Annotated in this window: 18 protein-coding genes; 6 read left to right on the top strand and 12 right to left on the bottom strand. The window is 65.7% G+C overall.

Going from position 1 to position 18,071, the window contains the following annotated elements; genetic code table 11:
• Positions 1-165: 165 nt before the first annotated feature.
• From ACE10W_RS03460 to ACE10W_RS03450, 3 genes are all read left to right on the top strand, one after another.
• A complete protein-coding gene (locus tag ACE10W_RS03460; RefSeq protein ID WP_304550800.1) occupies positions 166-2,892 on the top strand; it encodes a DUF2235 domain-containing protein in 2,727 nt (908 codons plus the stop codon).
• 112 nt (positions 2,893-3,004) lie between these two features.
• Positions 3,005-3,676, top strand: a complete 672-nt coding sequence (locus tag ACE10W_RS03455; protein ID WP_304550799.1) for a response regulator transcription factor — start codon at positions 3,005-3,007, stop codon at positions 3,674-3,676.
• The gene (locus ACE10W_RS03450) at positions 3,673-5,598 is read left to right on the top strand and encodes an ATP-binding protein (protein WP_304550798.1); all 1,926 of its coding nucleotides are present in this window, start codon (positions 3,673-3,675) and stop codon (positions 5,596-5,598) included. The genes ACE10W_RS03455 and ACE10W_RS03450 overlap by 4 nt, the downstream gene beginning before the upstream one ends.
• Positions 5,599-5,891: 293 nt before the next feature.
• Here ACE10W_RS03450 and ACE10W_RS03445 read toward each other — a convergent pair whose 3' ends face one another.
• Entirely contained in the window at positions 5,892-6,182 is a 291-nt protein-coding gene (locus ACE10W_RS03445; RefSeq protein ID WP_304550797.1) for a hypothetical protein, read from the bottom strand.
• Between the two features lie 233 nt (positions 6,183-6,415).
• On the opposite strand from ACE10W_RS03445, the gene ACE10W_RS03440 reads away from it, so the two are divergent.
• Entirely contained in the window at positions 6,416-6,640 is a 225-nt protein-coding gene (locus ACE10W_RS03440) for a cysteine rich repeat-containing protein (protein WP_028173581.1), read from the top strand.
• A 109-nt stretch (positions 6,641-6,749) separates the two neighbouring features.
• On the top strand, positions 6,750-6,935 hold the full coding sequence (locus ACE10W_RS03435; protein WP_375762503.1) for a GMC oxidoreductase: 186 nt from the start codon (positions 6,750-6,752) through the stop codon (positions 6,933-6,935).
• Between the two features lie 3 nt (positions 6,936-6,938).
• Here the strand turns inward: ACE10W_RS03435 and ACE10W_RS03430 are convergent, their stop codons facing one another.
• The 4 genes from ACE10W_RS03430 to ACE10W_RS03415 all read right to left on the bottom strand — a co-directional run bounded on the left by ACE10W_RS03430 (position 6,939) and on the right by ACE10W_RS03415 (position 10,004).
• Positions 6,939-7,628 carry a hypothetical protein gene (locus tag ACE10W_RS03430; RefSeq protein ID WP_304550795.1) on the bottom strand — a complete coding sequence of 230 codons (690 nt, stop codon included), beginning with the start codon at positions 7,626-7,628 and terminating at the stop codon, positions 6,939-6,941.
• Positions 7,629-7,765: 137 nt separating this feature from the next.
• A complete protein-coding gene (locus ACE10W_RS03425) occupies positions 7,766-8,485 on the bottom strand; it encodes a hypothetical protein (RefSeq protein WP_038965342.1) in 720 nt (239 codons plus the stop codon).
• Between the two features lie 137 nt (positions 8,486-8,622).
• On the bottom strand, positions 8,623-8,871 hold the full coding sequence (locus ACE10W_RS03420) for a hypothetical protein (RefSeq protein WP_028173584.1): 249 nt from the start codon (positions 8,869-8,871) through the stop codon (positions 8,623-8,625).
• Positions 8,872-9,038: 167 nt separating this feature from the next.
• Positions 9,039-10,004 carry a nitronate monooxygenase family protein gene (locus tag ACE10W_RS03415; protein WP_304550794.1) on the bottom strand — a complete coding sequence of 322 codons (966 nt, stop codon included), beginning with the start codon at positions 10,002-10,004 and terminating at the stop codon, positions 9,039-9,041.
• 108 nt (positions 10,005-10,112) lie between these two features.
• Between ACE10W_RS03415 and ACE10W_RS03410 the strand changes: the two genes are divergently transcribed.
• On the top strand, positions 10,113-11,675 hold the full coding sequence (locus ACE10W_RS03410) for an AMP-binding protein (RefSeq protein ID WP_304550793.1): 1,563 nt from the start codon (positions 10,113-10,115) through the stop codon (positions 11,673-11,675).
• 423 nt (positions 11,676-12,098) lie between these two features.
• Here ACE10W_RS03410 and ACE10W_RS03405 read toward each other — a convergent pair whose 3' ends face one another.
• From ACE10W_RS03405 to ACE10W_RS03375, 7 genes are all read right to left on the bottom strand, one after another.
• Positions 12,099-12,872 (bottom strand): thioesterase family protein, encoded by a 774-nt coding sequence (locus ACE10W_RS03405; protein ID WP_304550792.1) that lies wholly within the window; start codon positions 12,870-12,872, stop codon positions 12,099-12,101.
• A 230-nt stretch (positions 12,873-13,102) separates the two neighbouring features.
• Entirely contained in the window at positions 13,103-14,071 is a 969-nt protein-coding gene (locus ACE10W_RS03400) for a nitronate monooxygenase family protein (RefSeq protein ID WP_304550791.1), read from the bottom strand.
• A 252-nt stretch (positions 14,072-14,323) separates the two neighbouring features.
• The gene (locus ACE10W_RS03395; protein WP_271554512.1) at positions 14,324-15,724 is read right to left on the bottom strand and encodes an aspartate ammonia-lyase; all 1,401 of its coding nucleotides are present in this window, start codon (positions 15,722-15,724) and stop codon (positions 14,324-14,326) included.
• A gap of 36 nt (positions 15,725-15,760) precedes the next feature.
• A complete protein-coding gene (locus ACE10W_RS03390) occupies positions 15,761-16,291 on the bottom strand; it encodes a hypothetical protein (RefSeq protein ID WP_028173589.1) in 531 nt (176 codons plus the stop codon).
• Between the two features lie 128 nt (positions 16,292-16,419).
• Positions 16,420-17,022, bottom strand: a complete 603-nt coding sequence (locus tag ACE10W_RS03385) for a YqaA family protein (protein WP_161533195.1) — start codon at positions 17,020-17,022, stop codon at positions 16,420-16,422.
• A gap of 45 nt (positions 17,023-17,067) precedes the next feature.
• Complete coding sequence (hisE, locus tag ACE10W_RS03380; RefSeq protein WP_011084141.1) at positions 17,068-17,472, bottom strand: phosphoribosyl-ATP diphosphatase; 405 nt, start codon at positions 17,470-17,472, stop codon at positions 17,068-17,070.
• A 158-nt stretch (positions 17,473-17,630) separates the two neighbouring features.
• Positions 17,631-18,008 (bottom strand): hypothetical protein, encoded by a 378-nt coding sequence (locus tag ACE10W_RS03375; RefSeq protein WP_028173590.1) that lies wholly within the window; start codon positions 18,006-18,008, stop codon positions 17,631-17,633.
• Between the last annotated feature and the right edge of the window lie 63 nt (positions 18,009-18,071).

The raw sequence follows: 18,071 nt of genomic DNA, 5'->3' as shown, positions 1-18,071 counted from the left end.
TCATTCCGCGACGTCCGACCGCGGCGAGACCGCGCGTTCCTGCTTGCTACCTCAGCGGGACTATGCGCAGAATACATCCCATTTTATAAACGCAATCGTTGATTGAGTCCGAGGAGTGCCGGCTCGGGCCTGAAGCGCTTCCTCGTGAAATTGCCGGAGCAGCCCATGCCAGATCAGGATGGCGCGCGGACCGCTGGTACTGCCGAACCGGAACACCCGCTTAGCAGGATGAATGCCGGCGGGACGGCCGACGCCGCCCGGTCGAAACGCAAGCTGGTGCTGTTCGCCGACGGCACGGGCAATGCGTTCACAGCCCAGGAATCCAGCGTCTGGCGTCTCTACGAGGCGCTCGACCACACCCAGCCGGACCAGATCACCCACTACATCAAGGGCGTCGGCACCGCCGGCTGGGCGCCGCTCGCCGCGCTCGACGGCGCAACCGGTTTCGGCGTGCCCTCCAACGTCCGCAAGCTCTACCGCTTCCTGTGCTGGAACTGGCGCGAGGGCGACGAGATCTACATCTTCGGCTTCAGCCGCGGCGCCTTCACCGCGCGCACGCTGGCGTCCATGATCGCGAGCCAGGGCCTGGTGCCGGCGGAGATCGAAGGCACGCCGGTGTCGCATGAGGAGATGGGGCGCAACGCCATGGCCGCGTGGCGGGAATACCGCCGCGACACCGTGCCATGGAAGAAGAGCCTGCCGACGATCTGGATCGCGCGCTTCATCCGCGATTTCCTGCTCTATCTCTATCATTCGATCTGCGGGCACCGTTCCTACGCCGATGTCCGGGCGGCGATGAACGGTCGCAAGGACGTCGACATCGAATTCATGGGACTGTTCGACACGGTCGAGGCCTTCGGCGTCCCGATCGAGGAGCTGCGCGTCGCGATCGACTGGGCGATCTGGCCGATCTCATTCCGCAATCACCGGCCCTCGCGCAAGGTGAAGCACATCTGTCATGCGCTGGCGCTGGACGACGAGCGCACCACCTTCCATCCGCTGCGGATCGACCAGAGCCATTTGGCGGCCGACCAGACGGTCAAGGAGGTGTGGTTCACCGGCGTCCATTCCGACATCGGCGGCGGCTACCCGGATTCCACGCTGTCCTTCGTGCCGCTGGTCTGGATGACCGATCAGCTCGAAGGCCGGCTCCGTTTCCAGGACGGCGAGATCGAGCACTTCAGGGACTACCAATCGGCGATCGGACCGAAGCACGATTCGCGCAGCGGCGCCGCCGTGCTCTACCGTTACGGACCACGCCCGGTCCTCGCCGGTGAGGTCAATGGCGGGCTGCCGGTGGTGCACTTCGCCGTCATCGAACGCATGCTGTTCGGCTGCGACGACTACGCTCCGATCATGCTGCCGGCGGACGCGCTGGTGCTGATGCCGGACGGCAGCAAGCTGAACCTCATCGCGGACAGTACCCGCGGGGTGATGAAGCAGGCCTATCTGGCGAAAGCCAAGGGCCCGCTGCGCGAAAGCGAGGCCGAAGCCTTCACGCGCATGAACACGCCCAGCGCCGAAATGGCCAGGCTCACGCGCGACACCGTGTGGTGGCGGCGCGTCGCCTATTTCTCGCTGCTGTTCATGGTCGGCGTGATCGCGGTCTGGTCGTGGATCGCCCGCAGCCTGATCGGGGTGTCGAAGGATAACGGTCTGCAAGGCACCGTGGTGCTGCACGTCATCGCCACCATCGATTGGCTCGTTGGCGCCGTGCTGGGTCCGCTCGCCAATCTCGTCAGGAACGTTCTGCCATCCTATGCGGCGCCGTGGCTCGACATCACGCTGTACTACCCGTTCGCCACCTCGATCGTCCTGGCCATCACCTACCTGATCTGGCGCAGGAACACGGTGCTGCGCGACACCATCCAGGAACGCGCGCGGCTGGCCTGGAGCAGGCCGCACCGCATGGCAAGCCGGCGGCATGTCGACGAGCCCGGCATGCTGCTCCGCTTCGCCCGATGGATGCGGCTGAATGCGGGGCCGGCCCGCTGGTTCTTCGTCAGGCTCGTGCTGCCGGGCATCTTCCTGTTCATCATCTTCTACGCCGCACTGCTGATCGGAGCGACCAGCGTCTTCACGGCCCGCACCGCGACCGGAAATATCTGCGCGACGCCCGGGCCGGAGGCCGGGACGCCGGTGCCCGACGAGCCGGTCGATGCGCCCGGCCGCTTCGCGACGAGGGAGTTTTGCTGGTGGAGCGGCCTTGCGGTCGAGAAGGGCCGCAAATACCGCGTCTGGGTCGAGATCGAGGATCCCTGGTTCGACCGCACCATCATGAGCGGCACGAACGGCTTCATGACCTATTTCACGCCTCACTACCTCGCCCTGCCGACGCTCCGTCAGTTCGGCGCCGCCTGGTTCCAGCCCGTGGTGCGCATCGGCACGAAGGGAATGAGCGACATTCCGCTGCAGGCCGTCAACGTCATGCCGGCCGAGGAATTGCCGCGCCGGATGAATCCGACCATTCCGGCCGAGGACGATGCGGACAAGCGCAAGGGCAGGTATCCGACCCAGCTGGACAAGACGAAGGAGTTCGAGGCACTCCCCGACAACAATCCGCTCAAGCTCGCTGTCAGCAAGCTCGGACCTTTCGACCCGGTGCCGAAGGATCCCACGGCGCGCACGATCTGGGAGGACCAGAAACTGTCGGGACGGCTGGTGGCCGAATTCGTCGCGCCCGACGCCGGCGATCTGTTCTTCTACGTCAACGACGCCGTGCAGATTTACCCAGCACTGCTGCCGGCAGCGTTGCGGCCGGCGATGCTCGACGCGGTCCAAGGGCCCTATGAGCAGTTCTACAAGAACAATGCCGGCACCGCGCGCATCATCGTGCAGCGACTGCCGAGCCTGCCGATGCCGACGGACAAACCGGCCGCGACGAAGCAGTAGGCGTCCGGGACGCCGCCTCATTGCGGCCCCCATGATTATGGGTGTCGCGGCGTGCCTGCTGCGGGTAAACTTGCCGTGCGCCGCGGGGGACACGCGGTGCGGGACGATGGACATGAGCGAACAGGGCGAGACGGGTGACGCCATCACCATCCTCCTCGTCGAGGATGACGCGCCGACCTGCTGGCGGCTGCAGGATGCGCTGGTCAAGGCCGGCTACGAGGTGCGCAGCGCCGGCACGCTGGGAGAGGCCCGGTCGGCGCTGGGCGAGGCGGCACCGCGCGTGCTGCTCACCGATCTCAGGCTTCCCGACGGCCATGGCGTCGAGCTGATCCGCGAGGTCCGGCAGCGCTTTCCCGACACCGAGATCATGGTGATCTCGGCGCTCGGCGACGAGGAGAGTGTGATCTCCGCGATCACGGTCGGCGCCACCGGCTACCTGCTCAAGGACGCCTTCCCCACCGATATCGCCACCACCGTGCGCGATCTGGTCGCCGGCCATTCCCCGATCTCGGCCTCGATCGCCCGTTTCATCGTGCGGCGAACGCAAAATTCGACGGAGCCGCCGCCGGGCCCCGCACTCAACACCGCAAGACTGACCCCGCGCGAGATCGACATCCTCTGGGGCATCGCCAAAGGTTTCAGCTATGCCGAGATCGCAAGCCATCTCGGCCTGTCCAGGCAGACCGTGCCCGGGCACATCAAGAACATCTATCGCAAGCTCGAGGTCCACACGCGCAGCGAAGCGGTGTTCGAGGCCGTCCAGCAGGGCCTGATCAAGCTGTGAGCGAGATCGCGGCGAAGGCACCGGTCAAACCCGCGCGGCGCCGGCTGCTGGCCGCGCGCCTCGTGCCTTACCTGCTGCTCCAGGCGTTGATCGTGATCGCCACCATCCTCGGGCTGCGGCTGCTCCAGCCGAGCGACCCCGACGATTTTGCCTTGAGCGGATTTTCGCTGCGGGAGGACGGCGCGAGCCGTCCCGTGACGCTGCCGCACTTCACCTCGTCGCGTTACTCTCTGGCTGATCCGCCGCTCTACACCGGCGCCTTCACGGTTGGGCGCGGCGATGCGGCGGCGGGATGGTCGGTGTTTCTGCCGCGTTTCAGCAATGCGGTGGAGGTCGCCGTCAACGGTGTCGTCGTGCTCGACTCCCGCCGCGATTTCAACGCCAACCGGCCGGACCGTAACACGCCGCTCATCGCGCTCATTCCCGCATCGTTGCTGCGTGACGGCGGCAACGAGATCACGGTACGGCTGTTCGTATGGGGACCCTTGAAGGGTTTTCTCGACACCGTCTATGTCGGCCCCGATGCAGCCTTGCGTCCCGCCTATGAGACACGCACGCTGCTGTTCGTCACGTTGCCGGTGGTGTTCTCCGCCTGGCAGTCCATCCTCGCCGTCATCCTTGCGATCATGTGGCTGATGCGGCGCCGCGAGCCGGTTTACGGCGTGCTGGCGGCGGCGATGGTGCTCGGCGTGGTGCAGGCGTTCGTACCGCCGCCGGTGCCGCCGGCCACCACGTCGCGGCTTGCCGCGGTGCTGCTGGCATCGGCACCGACCGAGAGCGCGCTGATCGTCGTGTTCGGCGTGCTGTTCTTCGGCTGGCGCTGGCCGCGTTACGGCGCGCTGCTGTTCGCGCCGGGCATCGTCGTGTTCGTGGTCGGGCTGATCGCCGGGCCGCCACTGCCGCGCATTCTGTTTCTCCTGCTTGGCATCCCCACGGTCGGGGTCTGCCTGTTCCTGATGGCCTGCGTCACCGCGGCCGCGGTGGTGCGGCGGCAGGATGCCGCGAGCTTCACGCTCGGCTGCGCGGTGAGCATCGTGCTGACCTGCTGGGTCCACGACATGCTGTCGGTGTCCGAGATCGTCACCAACGAACGCATCTTCGTCTCGCGCCTGTCCTATTCGGCGATGCTGGTCGCGATCGGCGCCGGCCTGACCTGGCGCTTCGCCCGCGCGCTGAACCAGGTCGACAGCTTTGCCGGCCAGCTCGTGACGCGCGTGCGCGAGGCCGAGGAGCGGCTGAAGGCGAGCTTTGCCCGCGAGGAGGCGCGCGCCCGGGCCGCCGCGCTCGCCAACGAGCGCACGCGGCTGATGCGCGACCTGCATGACGGCCTCGGCGGCCAGCTCGTCAGCATCGTCGCGCTGTCCGAGCGCGGCCATGAGGGTGCGACCATCACGGACGCCGCCCGCGCGGCGCTGAAGGATCTCCGTCTCGTTATCGACTCCATGGACGACATCGGCGGCGACCTCATGCTCGCGCTCGGCTCCTGGCGCGAGCGCGCGGCGATGCAATTGCGCCCGCACGACATCGCGCTCGACTGGCGCGTGGCGACGCCGCAGGGCCTGCCGCTGCATCCCGAGCTCAGGCCATGGCACGTCATCCAGATCGTGCGCATCCTCGACGAGGCCGTGACCAATGCGGTCAAGCACGCGCACGCCGGCAATATCGCGGTCACGATCGAGACGCTCGACGCGGACCAGGGGCCGTACGGCGTGATCAGCGTGACCGACGACGGCCGCGGTTTTGCGCTGGCCGGCAATTGCGAGGCCGCGGGCGCGAGCCAGACCGCGCGGGGCTTGCGCAACATGAGAAGCCGCGCCGCGCGCTGCGGCGCGGTGCTCGATCTGAGCTCGGATGCCGCGGGCACGCGGGTGCGGCTGCAATTGCCGCAAATCTTTCCCGACAGCGACGCCGCTGCCGGCTGAAAAGCCCCCCTCCCCGAACGTGTGGGACGTACGGAGAGAGGGAACGGGCCGGATGATCTTCATGCGGAGGACGGGGGGTTCGTCCGCAAGTCATCCCGTCGCCCGAAGTCTTTCCTCTCCCTCTCCCCGCTTGCGGGGCCGCGACGAGCTTCGCTCGCGCTGAGAGGGTCGGGGTGAGGGGGAGTCTCCGCAAGGACGGCGACAGTTAGACTCGTGGAGAGTCCCCCTCACCCGAATTCGAGCTACGCTCGAATTCGACCTCTCCCCGCAAGTGGGGCGAGGTGAAGAAAAGCTCAGCGAACACCGACGCGATTGACCGGGCCGCCGCGATTCATCGGCGTGCCGGCACGTACGCCGACACCGGGCGCACCGACGCCGGGCGTCGCGACCGCAGCCGCCGCGACCGGGGCTCCCGGCGCGACCACCACCGCCGCCGTCGGCCGCACCACGCAGCCCCTGGGCACGCCGACCGTCTTGCAATAGACCACCGCCTGCGCCGGGCTCGTGCCCAGCGACACCATCGCCGCACCCGCCAGCGCCATGATCGTCAGCCCAGCGCTCAGCACTCCCGCTCTTTTCGACATCTTGCTCTCCTGCTTCCCGTTCGGCGTCCCGGTGCAATCACCGGGTTCGCAGCCGACGTGCAGTCTGAATGGCAAAAGACGGCGTACGGATACATGCCATGAAGATGGGGGTACGCAGGCCAGAAGCGCGATCCGATGCCATGAACATGGCATGGACCGGCACCAGGCCTTCGCGAGATGGTCCGCCCGCTTGATCCCGAACGGGACCACCGACAAGCCCAAAGAGGTGCTTTATGAAGATTTCGATTCTTGCCGCGCTGCTGCTTGCCGCCACCGCCCTGCCCGCCGCGGCACAATCCGGTCCGACGCTGCAGGAGCAGATGGCCTGCCGCGGCGACGCCAGCAAATTCTGCGCCGAGCATGTCGGCAAGCCGCCGCAGATGAACGCCTGCCTGCGCGAGAACAAGTCGAAGCTTTCGGACGGCTGCCGCAAGGTGGTGGAGTCGCACGGGGGGTGAGCTAGCGGTCATTCCGGGGCGCGCCGACGGCGCGAGCCCGGAATCCATCGCGCTGCGGTCATCGCGGATAAATGGATTCCGGGCCTGCGTGCTGCGCACGCATCCCGGAATGACGAGGCGCTGCCGGATGGGCATGGACGATCTCGCCGTCGTCGATCCGCAGCGGTTGCAGGTGCGAGGCATTGACGTCTTGCATATCGCGGACGGCTCGGTGATCCCGATCATGATCTCCGGCAACATCCAGACGCCGACGATCCTGATTGCCGAGTGCGCAGCGACCGCGACCCTGGGTTAGGTGCTAGTCGTCGTCGGGGCCGAACAGCCTGATCTGCGGGAAGCCGCCGCGCGGCCGGCCCGCGTAATCGCGCGCGTCTGAATCTTGGCGAATGTTGCGGGCCACGTCGTCCCAATCGGTCCGGTCGCGCATGCCGCGTGGATCGCGGGACTCATAGCGGTGACGCTCGGACCAACGCTCACGGCGATCCATCCGGCGCCGTTCGGACGCGGCACGCTTCACGTCAAAATCTCTCGCCTTGGCATAGGCGTTGTCAGGTGAGGAGGACGGCTCTGTCGAAGCCTGCTGTTCGACGGGCTTTGCGGCCTGCGGAGGCGATGGCGATGCCGGTTTCGGCGGCTCGACCGCGGCCGATTGCGACGGCTGCGGCGCGGGGGGCTCGGCGTTCGCCGGAGTGACCTGCGTGTCGGGCCTTGTCTCAGGCTTGGCGTCGTCCCGCGCCTGCGCGGGTGCGGCGATCATCGTGCCGAAGGCTTGCGAGCCGGTGAGATATTGCACGCGCTCCGACGGCGCATTGCTCTGGACCGGCGCGATAGCCGCTTCCGTGCGCTGCGCCAGCTTGCCGGCATCCGGCCCCTGCTTGGGCGCAATCGGATTCATGATGTTGCCGGCGACGATGCCGCCACCGAGACCAATAGCGATGGCCGCGACGATGGTTCCGGCACCGACGAAATAGGCTGTCGAGGCGCGCATTGGTCCACTCCCTCTTTTGGAGCGGGCAACGCCTGGAGATTGCCGGATGTTCCTGATATCGGCGGTTCCCTCGGCGCGATGGCTGGCCATCGCGCCTCAGCTCATTGTTTGAGCATGATGTTTTCGGAAACCGCGCGTCAGATCTGCTGCGCGACCTTCTCGAGCCCAATGATGCGGGCGAGCTTGCGCACTTCCTCTTTCTGGTCGTCACGCAGTTGGAACAGGAGCGGCATCGCGGCCGACTTCAACTGCTGGACCTCGTCGCAGTTCGGATCGATCTGCGCGCCGGGCGGCGCGTTCGGATTCGACAGCTTGTTCGCCTGGATCCTGCGGACGACGTTGCGCAGCGCCGTCTCGACCGAAGGCCAGTAATATTCCTGCGACGACGACAGCTTCAGACGATCCTTGATGCCCGAAATCTGAACGTCGGAGAGCAGCGAATAGGACTTCTGCGGCTGCGGCTTGGCGACGACTTTCGGCTTGGCCGGGACTTCGACGGCTGGAGCTTCCGCCGTGGGCGCCTCGTTCACGCTCGCCGATGAACCCGTCTTGGACATCGGAAAATCGGACGGAGTGGCGGCGGCAAAGGCCTGGCGCAGCGGCTCGGTCAGCACCGGCGCCTGCGCAAGCTTGTCGGCGGGCACCTGGACCGGCTCGATCGCGGCCGAGGCCAGCGCCAGGGTCGGAACCAGACGGTCGGCCTTGGCGGCGCGGTTGGTCGCGAGCGGTTTCGGCGGGGCCTGGGTGATCATCTCGGCGCTAACGCTGGGCACGCTGTCGCGTCCGAGAATGGCGGTGGTGGCGGCACCGAGGACGAGGAAACAGGTCAGAACGACGATGGTGATGGCTTTGGACAAACGTCTCTCCGAGGGGGAGGGGCGGTTCACGATGTTGTCAACGGTGCCCGGGAAAAAGGAACGAATTAAGGCTTGAGTGTGCCTTTGCGGCGACAATCGCCACGCCTATGGCGACACGACTAAAAGGCCGAGTAAAATCAAGCAGCTGAGGCCAGATCGTAGGCATCCTGGATGTCCGCGACGATTTCGGAGGCCTCCCAGACCGCGCGCGGCTCGACCGATTGCAGCGTCACCGTCCAGTTGCCCCCTCGGCGGGTGCGCGGGACGCTGACGATATCGAAGCGCACATTGCGGCACAGCGGATGGCGGGCCAGCGCATGGGCCACGCGGACGCGGATTTCGTCCAGCGAAGCCGCCGTCTTGGAGTTGAGAAAATCGAAATCCATCGCCTGTCCCTTTCGGTCCTGATTGGCGGCCTTGAGGGGGATTCTGGGCGGGCGATGGTTAATCTGCCGTTAAGTGAGGGGGGAATCGAGCCATGCAGGATTAACTGTGATCGATGCGACGGCGCCTGGTCTCCCTCGCCCCGTTCATACGGGAGAGGGAGAGGAGCCTACCGCCCACCCGCCGCGCGATATTCCGCGAGCGTCGACGCGACGAGATCGTCAACCGCGAGCACATCGGTCACGCCGGACGTCGAGTGCCCGCCGCTCCAGATATCGCGCCAGCGCTTTGGCCGGTTCTCGCGCGCGTTGACGTCGATGTCCTTGGCGATGTCGATCGCCCCGCGCGCCGGCAGGTCGTCGGGATCAAGCCCCGCAGCGACGATCGACGGCTTCAGCATGCTGGTCTGAAGCCCCGTGAACGCGGTGGTCAGCAGGATGTCGTCGGCGCTGCTCTCGACCAGCATCCGTTTGTAACGATCATCCGCCATGCTCTCGCGCGTCGCGATAAACTTCGTGCCCATGTAGCCGAGATCGCAGCCGAGCACTTCCGCGGCATGCAGCGCGCGGCCATCGCTGATGCCGCCCGCGAGCACGATGATGCCATCGTAGAATGCGCGCACCGCGCGGACGAAGGCGAACGGATTGAGCCAGCCGGTCTGCCCGCCCGCGCCCGCCGTGAGCAGCACGAGTCCATCGGCACCTGCTTCCGCCGCACGTTCGGCGTGGCGGATCGAGGCGACATCCGCCAGCACCAGCGCACCGGCGTCATGCAGCGGCTTCGCTACCTGCGACGGCGAGCCGACCGAGGTGATGACGATCTCCGGCCTGTGCCGCAGCAGCACCGCGAGATCCTGCTCCAGCCGCGCATTGGAGCGGTGCACGATCAGGTTTGGGCAGAGCGGCGCCGCCTTGCGGCCGGCTTGATCTTCATGCCGGCGCAGGCCCGTTTCGATCTCGCGGAGCCATTCGTCGAGCTGTTCCGCGCTACGGCAATTCGCGCTGGGAAAGCTGCCGATCACGCCGTTGCGGCAGGCCGCGACCATGAGCTCGACACCCGACACCAGAAACATCGGCGCGGCGATCAGCGGCAGTGCCAGGCGATCGCGGAAACGTTGCAGCCGATCAGACGTCACGCATGCCTCCCTCGCGCGGGCTGTGTCGTTCCATCCCGCATTCCCTGTGCTAGCGTTACGGCAAACATTGGCACGCCAGAAGCCGATGACAAAGCAGCGAGGAAACATATGTCCGATCCGCTCCACGCATCGTCCCCGACTTGCGCACAGGCGCTGCGGGCGCTGGCGCGCTATCCCGGCCGCACCGCGTTCGCCTGGCCCGGCGGATCGCTGAGTTATCAGGGCACCATCGACCTGATCGGGCGCATCCAGGGCGTGTTCATGCGGCTTGGATTGCAGCCCGGCGCACGCGTCGCCTTCCTCACTGCGAACCGCGCCGACACCTGGTGCGCGGGTGTCGCAGCGCAATTGTCGAGATTTTGCGTCACCTGGCTGCATCCACTGGGATCGCGGGGAGACCAGCTGTTCCAACTCGAGGATTCCGAGGCCGAGGTGCTGGTGGTCGATGCGGCCGCGTTCCGCGATCGCGGCGGCGAGCTTGCCGCGAGTGCGAGCCGGCTCAAGGCGGTCTTCACCACGGGGCCGGCCGACTATGGCGTCGACCTGCTGCAGGCGATCGAGATCGAAGGCCATGCCAGCGCGCATTGCTTCGCCGGCCCTGACGATCTCTCCACGTTGAACTACACCGGCGGCACGACCGGCAAATCCAAGGGCGCGCTGCGCTACCACCGCGAAAATGCCGGAGCCGCCGCCGCGATCCTCGCCGACTTCGAAATCCCGGAAGGTGCGCGCTATCTCACGGTCGCCCCGATCAGCCATGTCGCCGGCACCAAAGTGCTGCCGACCCTGATGCGCGGCGGCACCGTGCACATGCTGAAGGGTTTCGATCCCGAGGCCGTGCTGGCGACGATCGCGCGCGAGCGCATCAACTTCACGCTGTTCGTGCCGACCATGATTTATGTGCTGCTCGACCATCCCGCGCTGAGCAGGACCGACCTCTCCTCGCTCGAGCTCGTGCTCTACGGCGCGTCCGCGATGTCGCCGAGCCGGCTGATCGAGGGCATCGAACGGATCGGGCCGGTGTTCTCGCAGCTCTACGGCCAGACCGAATGCTATCCGATCTCGGTGCTGCGCAAGAAGGACCATGATCCCCGGACGCCCGAACTGTTCCTGTCCTGCGGCTTCCCGATCGCGGCCTGCGAGGTCAGGATCCTCGACGACAACGACCAGGAGGTGAAGACGGGCGAGGCCGGCGAGATCTGCGTGCGCGCGCCGCATGTCATGGCGGAATACTGGAAGCGGCCTGACATCACCGCCGAGACGCTGAACAACGGCTGGGTCCACACCGGCGACATCGCGCGCAAGGACGAGCGCGGCTATATGTTCATCCTCGACCGCAAGAAGGACATGATCGTCTCCGGCGGCTTCAACATCTTTCCGCGCGAGGTCGAGGACGTGCTGTCGCAGCACGCCGATGTCGCGATGGTCGCGGTCGTCGGCATCCCCGACGAGAAATGGGGCGAAGCCGTCACCGCCATCGTGGTGCCGCGCGAAGGCGCAAAGCCCGATCCGGACGAGCTGATCAATTTCGTGAAGACGCGGAAAGGTTCGGCGCATGCGCCAAAGCAGATCCAGTTCGTCAAGCAATTGCCGATGACCGGCGTCGGCAAGGTCGACAAGAAGGTGCTGCGCGCGGGATTCTGGAGCGGGCGGGACCGGATGGTGGGGTAGTCGTCTCGATCTGCAACTTGTGGCAGGCGGCACCGTGCAGGCCCCCGCGCCCGCCCCCGGGATTTTACGGTGTCGCTGTGACCGGCGAACAACAGCGCGGAAGGGACTTTTCAGGCACGCCGTCCGCGCGATTGCGGGCGAATCAACGAATCAACTAGACCGCTGATGGGGCTGGGAAGCGGAGTATCAAATGAGAGTCGCTTCCTTGGAAAGTGCGTTGGCCGCGATCACGTTGATCACGGCTATTGTTGTCCTGCTGTGGGAGATCAAGATCGTCTACGGCAGTTGAACAGGCAGGACGCTGGCGTCGAACAGAGACCTCCGGACAAGAGAAGAGGCTCGCGACCAGGGCATCCCTTCCGCGGCGGCGGAAGTCTGCCGTTCCTTCGGCTCAAGGAGCGATCACGGCGCTTGCCGTCACGCTCACCGCTTCTCGATCACCAAACTCTGCACCGCGCGACCGAAATAGCCCTGCCGATCCGCCAGCCGCGACATGGCGAGTCCTGCGCCATCAGGGCCGATCCAGGAGTCGCCGTCGAGCAGGATCCACTCGCCGACCGGTTGGCGCGCAAGGCTCACGGTGAGGTCCGCGTTGATGTAGGTCCAGGCGCGGAAGTCGAGCGTCGAGGCGGTGCCGTTGGAAAAGTCGGCGGCGACCACGGCGCGCATGGCCTGCGAGATCGCTTCGCCCTCGATCAGGGGATGGTCGACGCGAAACCAGATCGCGCCCGCACCGGCCTGGCCGAAGCGGCCGCGCGCGGCGCGCATCGAGACCGAGCGCACGAACGGGCTGGTGGCGGCATGACCGTCCTCGACCAGCGAATCCTCCGGTGACGGCAGCGTGAGCGGGACTTCCTTGACGTCATCCGGCAGCGCCTGCGCCTGACGCCTGATCTTCAGCACTGTGGCGCCCACGACCTGCACGCCGTCGGCGAGCAGCTTGATTTCGCAGAGCTGGATCTTGCGGCCCTCGCGCAAGACCTCGGTCTTGATCGTGAGCGGCGCCACCGGCACCGGGCGCATCAGATCGATGGTGACGCGCGCGATGTCCATCGTAACAGGCGTCGGAATACGCTCGGCCGCCCACGTCACCAGCGATGCCGGCGCCGAGCCATGCTGCATGCGCCGGTCCCACGGACCCGCAGCGTCAGGGCTGGTGACGACACTGTTGCCGTCGACACGGTAGATCGGGGGCATGGTGCAGATCTCTGTTGGCTGAGACGCTCGGAGTTCCAATGACAGTGTCGTCCTGGCGAAAGCCAGGACCCATTACCCCAGGGAGAAGTTGTGGCGCGCAACTCTCAACTCCGAGTCTTCGCCAAACTACTCCCTGGGGTAATGGGTCCTGGATCTGCGCTCCGCTCCGCTGCGCTTGTCCAGCACGACGGAGGAAAGATACGCGCGCTGCAATACGCAATAGCCGCCGTTCACAACGGCGGATCGATCGCCTCGTCGTACTCCTTCTTGAAGCGCGCGATCAGCTCGGCGGCAGGCAGAACCTGGTCGACGCTGCCGATGCCCTGGCCCGAGCCCCAGATCTCCTTCCAGGCCTTCGGCTTGGCGCGCTCGCCCGAGGCATCGGTGCCGAAATTCATCTTGGACGGATCGGACGTCGGCAGGTTCTCCGGATCCATGCCGGCGGCGAGGATCGAGGGCTTCAGATAATTGCCGTGCACGCCGGTGAAGAGGTTGGAATAGACGATGTCGTCCGCCGTCGAGCCCGCGATCATCTCCTTGTAGCGCTCGACCGCATTGGCTTCCTTGGTCGCGATGAAGGCCGAGCCGATATAGGCGAAGTCGGCACCGAGGATGCGCGCCGCGCGGATCGCCTTGCCGTTGCCGATTGCGCCCGACAGCGCGATCGGGCCGTCGAACCACTTTCGCGTTTCCGCCACGAAGGCAAGCGGCGAGATCACGCCGGCGTGGCCGCCGGCGCCGGCCGCGACCAGGATCAGGCCGTCGGCGCCCTTCTCGATCGCCTTGTGCGCGAATTTCTGGTTGATCACGTCGTGGAAGACGATGCCGCCCCAGCCGTGCACGGCCTGGTTCAGTTCCTCGCGCGCACCGAGCGAGGAGATGATCATCGGCACCTTGTACTTGGCGCAGAGCTGCATGTCGTGATCGAGCCGGTTGTTCGACTTGTGCACGATCTGGTTGACCGCGAACGGCGCCGACGGCCTGTCGGGATGCGCGCGATCATAGGCCGCGAGCTCTTCGGTGATCCGCGCCAGCCATTCGTCGAGCAGCTCGGGCGGCCGCGCGTTCAGCGCCGGAAACGAGCCGACGACACCCGCCTTGCACTGCGCGATCACGAGATCGGGCACCGAGATGATGAAGAGCGGCGAGCCGATCACGGGGATCGACAGGCGCCCTTTGAACAAGGCAGGCATGGACATCGCGAAACGATCCTCTATTGGCGGTCAAATCGAAGTTGGGAGCCATACCAACAAGGCAATCTTTCCACTGTCAAGTATTGCGTTTTGCCGCCGCGGAAGATGCCGTTACCGCAATTCCAAGCCGCGGAATTCCTCTTCCGTCATTCCGGGGCGCGCCGAAAGGCGCGAGCCCGTATCCGTCTGACCTCCGCACGCGTGGGCGAAATGGATTCCGGGTTCGCGCTTCGCGCGCCCCGGAATGACCATGAGACATCACGCAATCAGGTCCGGATTGATCAGCCGCTCGAACGAGAACATCTCGTCCCACTTCTCCTGCGTCAGCAGCTTGCGCTCGACCACCACGATCTGGTGCAGCGACTTGCCGCTCTTGTAACCTTCGCGCGCGATCTCGGCGCATTGCTTGTAGCCGAGCAGCGGCTTCAGCACCGTGACGATACCGAGCGAGTTCAGCACCATGTTGCGGGTGTGCTCCGCGTTGGCGGTGATGCCGACGACGCAGTTCTCGCGCAGGCTGTTGACCGCGCGCTCCATGGTGCGGATCGAGAAGAACAGCGCGAACGAGATCACCGGTTCCATCACATTGAGTTGGAGCTGGCCGGCGGACGCGGCAAGCGTCACCGTGGTGTCGAGGCCGATGACAAGGAAGCTGGTCTGGTTGACGACCTCGGGGATCACGGGATTGACCTTCCCCGGCATGATCGAGGAGCCCGGCTGGAGCTGCGGCAGGTTGATCTCGTTGAAGCCGGCGCGCGGGCCCGAAGCCAGCAACCGGATGTCGTTGCAGATTTTTGTCAGCTTGCTCGCCGTGCGCTTGAGCACGCCGGAGAGCTGCACATAGGCACCGGTGTCCGAGGTCGCTTCGACGAGGTCGCCGGCGAGAATGAAGTCGATGCCGGTCAGCGCGCTCAGATGCCGGACGGCGAGCTTGGGATAGCCGTGCGCCGCGGTGACGGAGGTGCCGATCGCGGTCGCGCCGAGATTGATCTCGCGCAGCAGCGCCCGTGCCTCGGAGATACGATCGACCTCCTCGCCCATGGTGGTACCCCAGCCGCGGAATTCGGCGCCGAGCGACATCGGCACGGCGTCCTGAAGATGCGTACGGCCCATCTTCAGCACGCGGTCGAACTCACGGCCCTTGGCGAAGAACGCCTCCTGGAGCTGGCGCAGCGCCGTCATGTAGCTCTCGAGCCGCAGGATCAGCGCGAGGCGGAAGGCGGTCGGATAGGTGTCGTTGGTCGACTGGCCGTAGTTCACATGATCGTTCGGGCTGACGTGCTGATAGTCGCCCTTCTTGAAGCCCAGCGATTCCAGCGCGAGGTTGGCGATCACCTCGTTGGCGTTCATGTTGGTCGAGGTGCCGGCGCCGCCCTGGATGAAGTCGGTGACGAATTGATCCATCATGTCGCCGGCAATCACGCGGTCGCAGCCGAGGATGATCGCATCGGCCACCTTGGTGTCGATCACGCCGAGATCGCGATTGGCCATCGCCGCGGCCTTCTTCACGTAACCCAGCGCCTTCACGAAGTAAGGCTCCTGGTTCATCGGAATGCCGGTGATGTGGAAGTTCTCCTTCCCGCGGATGGTCTGGACGCCGTAGTAAATATCGTCGGCGATCTCACGCTGTCCGAGGAAATCCTGCTCCGTACGGCTCATGGGCGCTCCTGGTTGCTCGCGCGCGGCGTCGTCACGTCAGTTCTGGCACAGCGCGCTGGTCACGAAAGTATCGGTGCGGCAGTCGTCCGGTTTGCGTTGCCTGCCCGGGATGAGAACCTTGGCCGAGCATTTCTCGGCGGAGTCGGCGTTGAGGCTCTTGCCTTGCTTGTAGCCCTTGCCCTGGCAGAGCTGGTCGGCGGCCTGCTTGCAATCCGGCGCGCCGTTCGACGAGACCGGACAGGCCACGCGCCCCGAGACCATGGTCGAGGGCGTGGCCAGCCGCGACAGGTCATTCATGGTCTCGCTCGGACTTTTGATCGGCGGCAGGATCGAGGGCAGCTTGTCGAACAGCTTGCCCATTTCGTTGATCAGCCCAGGATTTTCCCCGCCCGCCGGCGGGGCAGGCGCCGATGGCGGCGGCGCAGCCTGCGGCCCCTGCTCCTGCAAGCCGAGCGCCGGCGGCGCGGATTGCGGCCATCCAGTCCCGCCCGCACCCAGCAGGAGCAGCAGCACTGCTGACGTCAGCGTCCCAAGCCGCACGGCCGGATTGCCGGATCGAACCATCATGACGGCAACCGTAGCCGAAGCCGGCGCAGCGGCAAAGCGCTGCGGATGCGTTATCCGTCGAGCATGATCTATCCGCAAAACCGCTTCACGCTTTGCGCTGACGCGGCCCTTCGGGTCCGGATCATTCTCTAGATCAGCTTGACCGCCACCACGAAGCCGAGCACCAGCACGGCGGCACCGAGCGCGACCCACAGACCGAGATGCTTCTCGATCCGAACCCGGATCCAGTCGCCATAGCGGTTGAGCAGGATCGCGGCGATGAAGAAGCGTCCGCCGCGCGCGACGATCGAGCACAGGACGAACAGGCCGATGTTGTAGCCGGCAAAGCCCGAGGTGATGGTGACGAGCTTGTAGGGGATCGGCGTCAACCCCTTGAGCAGGATGATCACCGCACCCCACTCCGCATAGGAGGCGCGGAAGGCATCGACCTTGTCGCCGAGGCCATAGACCTGGATCAGCCAGTGGCCGACCGAGTCGAACAGCAGCGCACCGATGGCGTAGCCCAGCAGGCCGCCGAGCACCGAGGTCGCGGTGCAGACCGCCGCGTAGACCCAGGCGCGCTGCGGGCGCGCCAGCGACATCGGGATCAGCATCACATCCGGCGGAACCGGAAAGAAGGAGCTTTCGGCGAAAGCCACGGCTCCCATGATCCAGAGCGCGTAGGGCTTGTGGGCGGCGTCGATGCACCAGTCGTAGATACGTTTCAGCATGGCGCCGCGATGAAGCACCATGGGACGGATTTGTCCATGCCGAGATTGAGGCGAATTATGACGGTTCTAGTGGCGCTTGCGCGCCGTACGGCCCTCGAGCGCGACAATTGGCCGCCTCGCGGCAACGCGCGGTGACGCAACTTTGGGCAGCTTCATCGCCGACTTCGGCAGCTTCTCGGCGATGCCGAGCATGTCTTCCCGCCGCGTCATCTCGCGCCAGACGTCCTCGGGGCGCACGCCGGCCGAGGCCCAGAGCACGGTGAGGTTGTAGAGCAGGTCGGCGCTTTCCCGGACCACGGCATCGGTGTCGCCATTGACGGCATCGATGACGACCTCAATGGCCTCTTCGGCCAGTTTCTTCGCCATTTTGGAGGGGCCACGCTGAAACAGCCGGGCGGTGCGCGATGTTGCCGGATCAAGGTCTCTGGCCGCGAGCACAGCCAGATATAGCCGCTCAAGCGAATCACTCATGGTACTCAAAACTACTCTAAACCAATGGCGAACGCGTTAACGCCCGGCAATTAAAGCAAAAAACAGGCCGACGCGGCAAGTGCGACGGCCTGTTTTGGTCAACCCTTGGTAGCCAAGGTCTGGTCGCCAGGGCTGGTCTTCAAGGCTCGTCGTCAAGGCTAGTAGCAGTTGGTGTAATAGCCTTGGCCGCAGAGCTCGGAGGGGGCGGTGCCGCCGTAGCGCTGATACTGGTAGTTCGGGCCCGGACCGTAATAGGGGCCGTCGCCGTAATAGGCAGGGCCGCTGTAATAGGCCGGACCGCCATAACCGCCATAATAGGGCCCGTTGTCGTAGGCATAGGCATTGCGGGTCGCGGCGATGGCAAGGCCGGTGCCGACGATGCCGGCAAAGGCTGCGGCAGCCGCTGCGCCACCACCACCACGCCAGTGACGGCCGCCGGCGTATGAGGCGGTCGGAGCGACCGCAGTCAGCGCCAGCACCGCAGCGGTGGCGAGAACGGCCTTGCGGCCGGCCAGTCTCGAAAATCGGTCGAACATGTCCTGGACCCTCCTTGGGACCTCGAATGGTGCCTGCGCAGACAGGCTCATGTCTTTCAAACA

It is taken from the genome of Bradyrhizobium sp. B025, from assembly GCF_042257955.1.
In the GTDB taxonomy this organism is placed as follows: Bacteria; Pseudomonadota; Alphaproteobacteria; order Rhizobiales; family Xanthobacteraceae; genus Bradyrhizobium; species Bradyrhizobium diazoefficiens.
Note: the sequence above shows the minus strand (reverse complement) of the source record. Positions and strands in the feature narration are given on the sequence as shown.

Coding starts and splice junctions, on each gene's coding strand:
- ACE10W_RS03460 (WP_304550800.1), top strand. CDS start 166: ATGCCAGATCAGGATGGCGCGCGGACCGCTGGTACTGCCGAACCGGAA.
- ACE10W_RS03455 (WP_304550799.1), top strand. CDS start 3,005: ATGAGCGAACAGGGCGAGACGGGTGACGCCATCACCATCCTCCTCGTC.
- ACE10W_RS03445 (WP_304550797.1), bottom strand. CDS start 6,182: ATGTCGAAAAGAGCGGGAGTGCTGAGCGCTGGGCTGACGATCATGGCG.
- ACE10W_RS03440 (WP_028173581.1), top strand. CDS start 6,416: ATGAAGATTTCGATTCTTGCCGCGCTGCTGCTTGCCGCCACCGCCCTG.
- ACE10W_RS03435 (WP_375762503.1), top strand. CDS start 6,750: ATGACGAGGCGCTGCCGGATGGGCATGGACGATCTCGCCGTCGTCGAT.
- ACE10W_RS03430 (WP_304550795.1), bottom strand. CDS start 7,628: ATGCGCGCCTCGACAGCCTATTTCGTCGGTGCCGGAACCATCGTCGCG.
- ACE10W_RS03420 (WP_028173584.1), bottom strand. CDS start 8,871: ATGGATTTCGATTTTCTCAACTCCAAGACGGCGGCTTCGCTGGACGAA.
- ACE10W_RS03410 (WP_304550793.1), top strand. CDS start 10,113: ATGTCCGATCCGCTCCACGCATCGTCCCCGACTTGCGCACAGGCGCTG.
- ACE10W_RS03405 (WP_304550792.1), bottom strand. CDS start 12,872: ATGCCCCCGATCTACCGTGTCGACGGCAACAGTGTCGTCACCAGCCCT.
- ACE10W_RS03400 (WP_304550791.1), bottom strand. CDS start 14,071: ATGTCCATGCCTGCCTTGTTCAAAGGGCGCCTGTCGATCCCCGTGATC.
- ACE10W_RS03395 (WP_271554512.1), bottom strand. CDS start 15,724: ATGAGCCGTACGGAGCAGGATTTCCTCGGACAGCGTGAGATCGCCGAC.
- ACE10W_RS03390 (WP_028173589.1), bottom strand. CDS start 16,291: ATGATGGTTCGATCCGGCAATCCGGCCGTGCGGCTTGGGACGCTGACG.
- ACE10W_RS03385 (WP_161533195.1), bottom strand. CDS start 17,022: ATGGTGCTTCATCGCGGCGCCATGCTGAAACGTATCTACGACTGGTGC.
- hisE (WP_011084141.1), bottom strand. CDS start 17,472: ATGAGTGATTCGCTTGAGCGGCTATATCTGGCTGTGCTCGCGGCCAGA.
- ACE10W_RS03375 (WP_028173590.1), bottom strand. CDS start 18,008: ATGTTCGACCGATTTTCGAGACTGGCCGGCCGCAAGGCCGTTCTCGCC.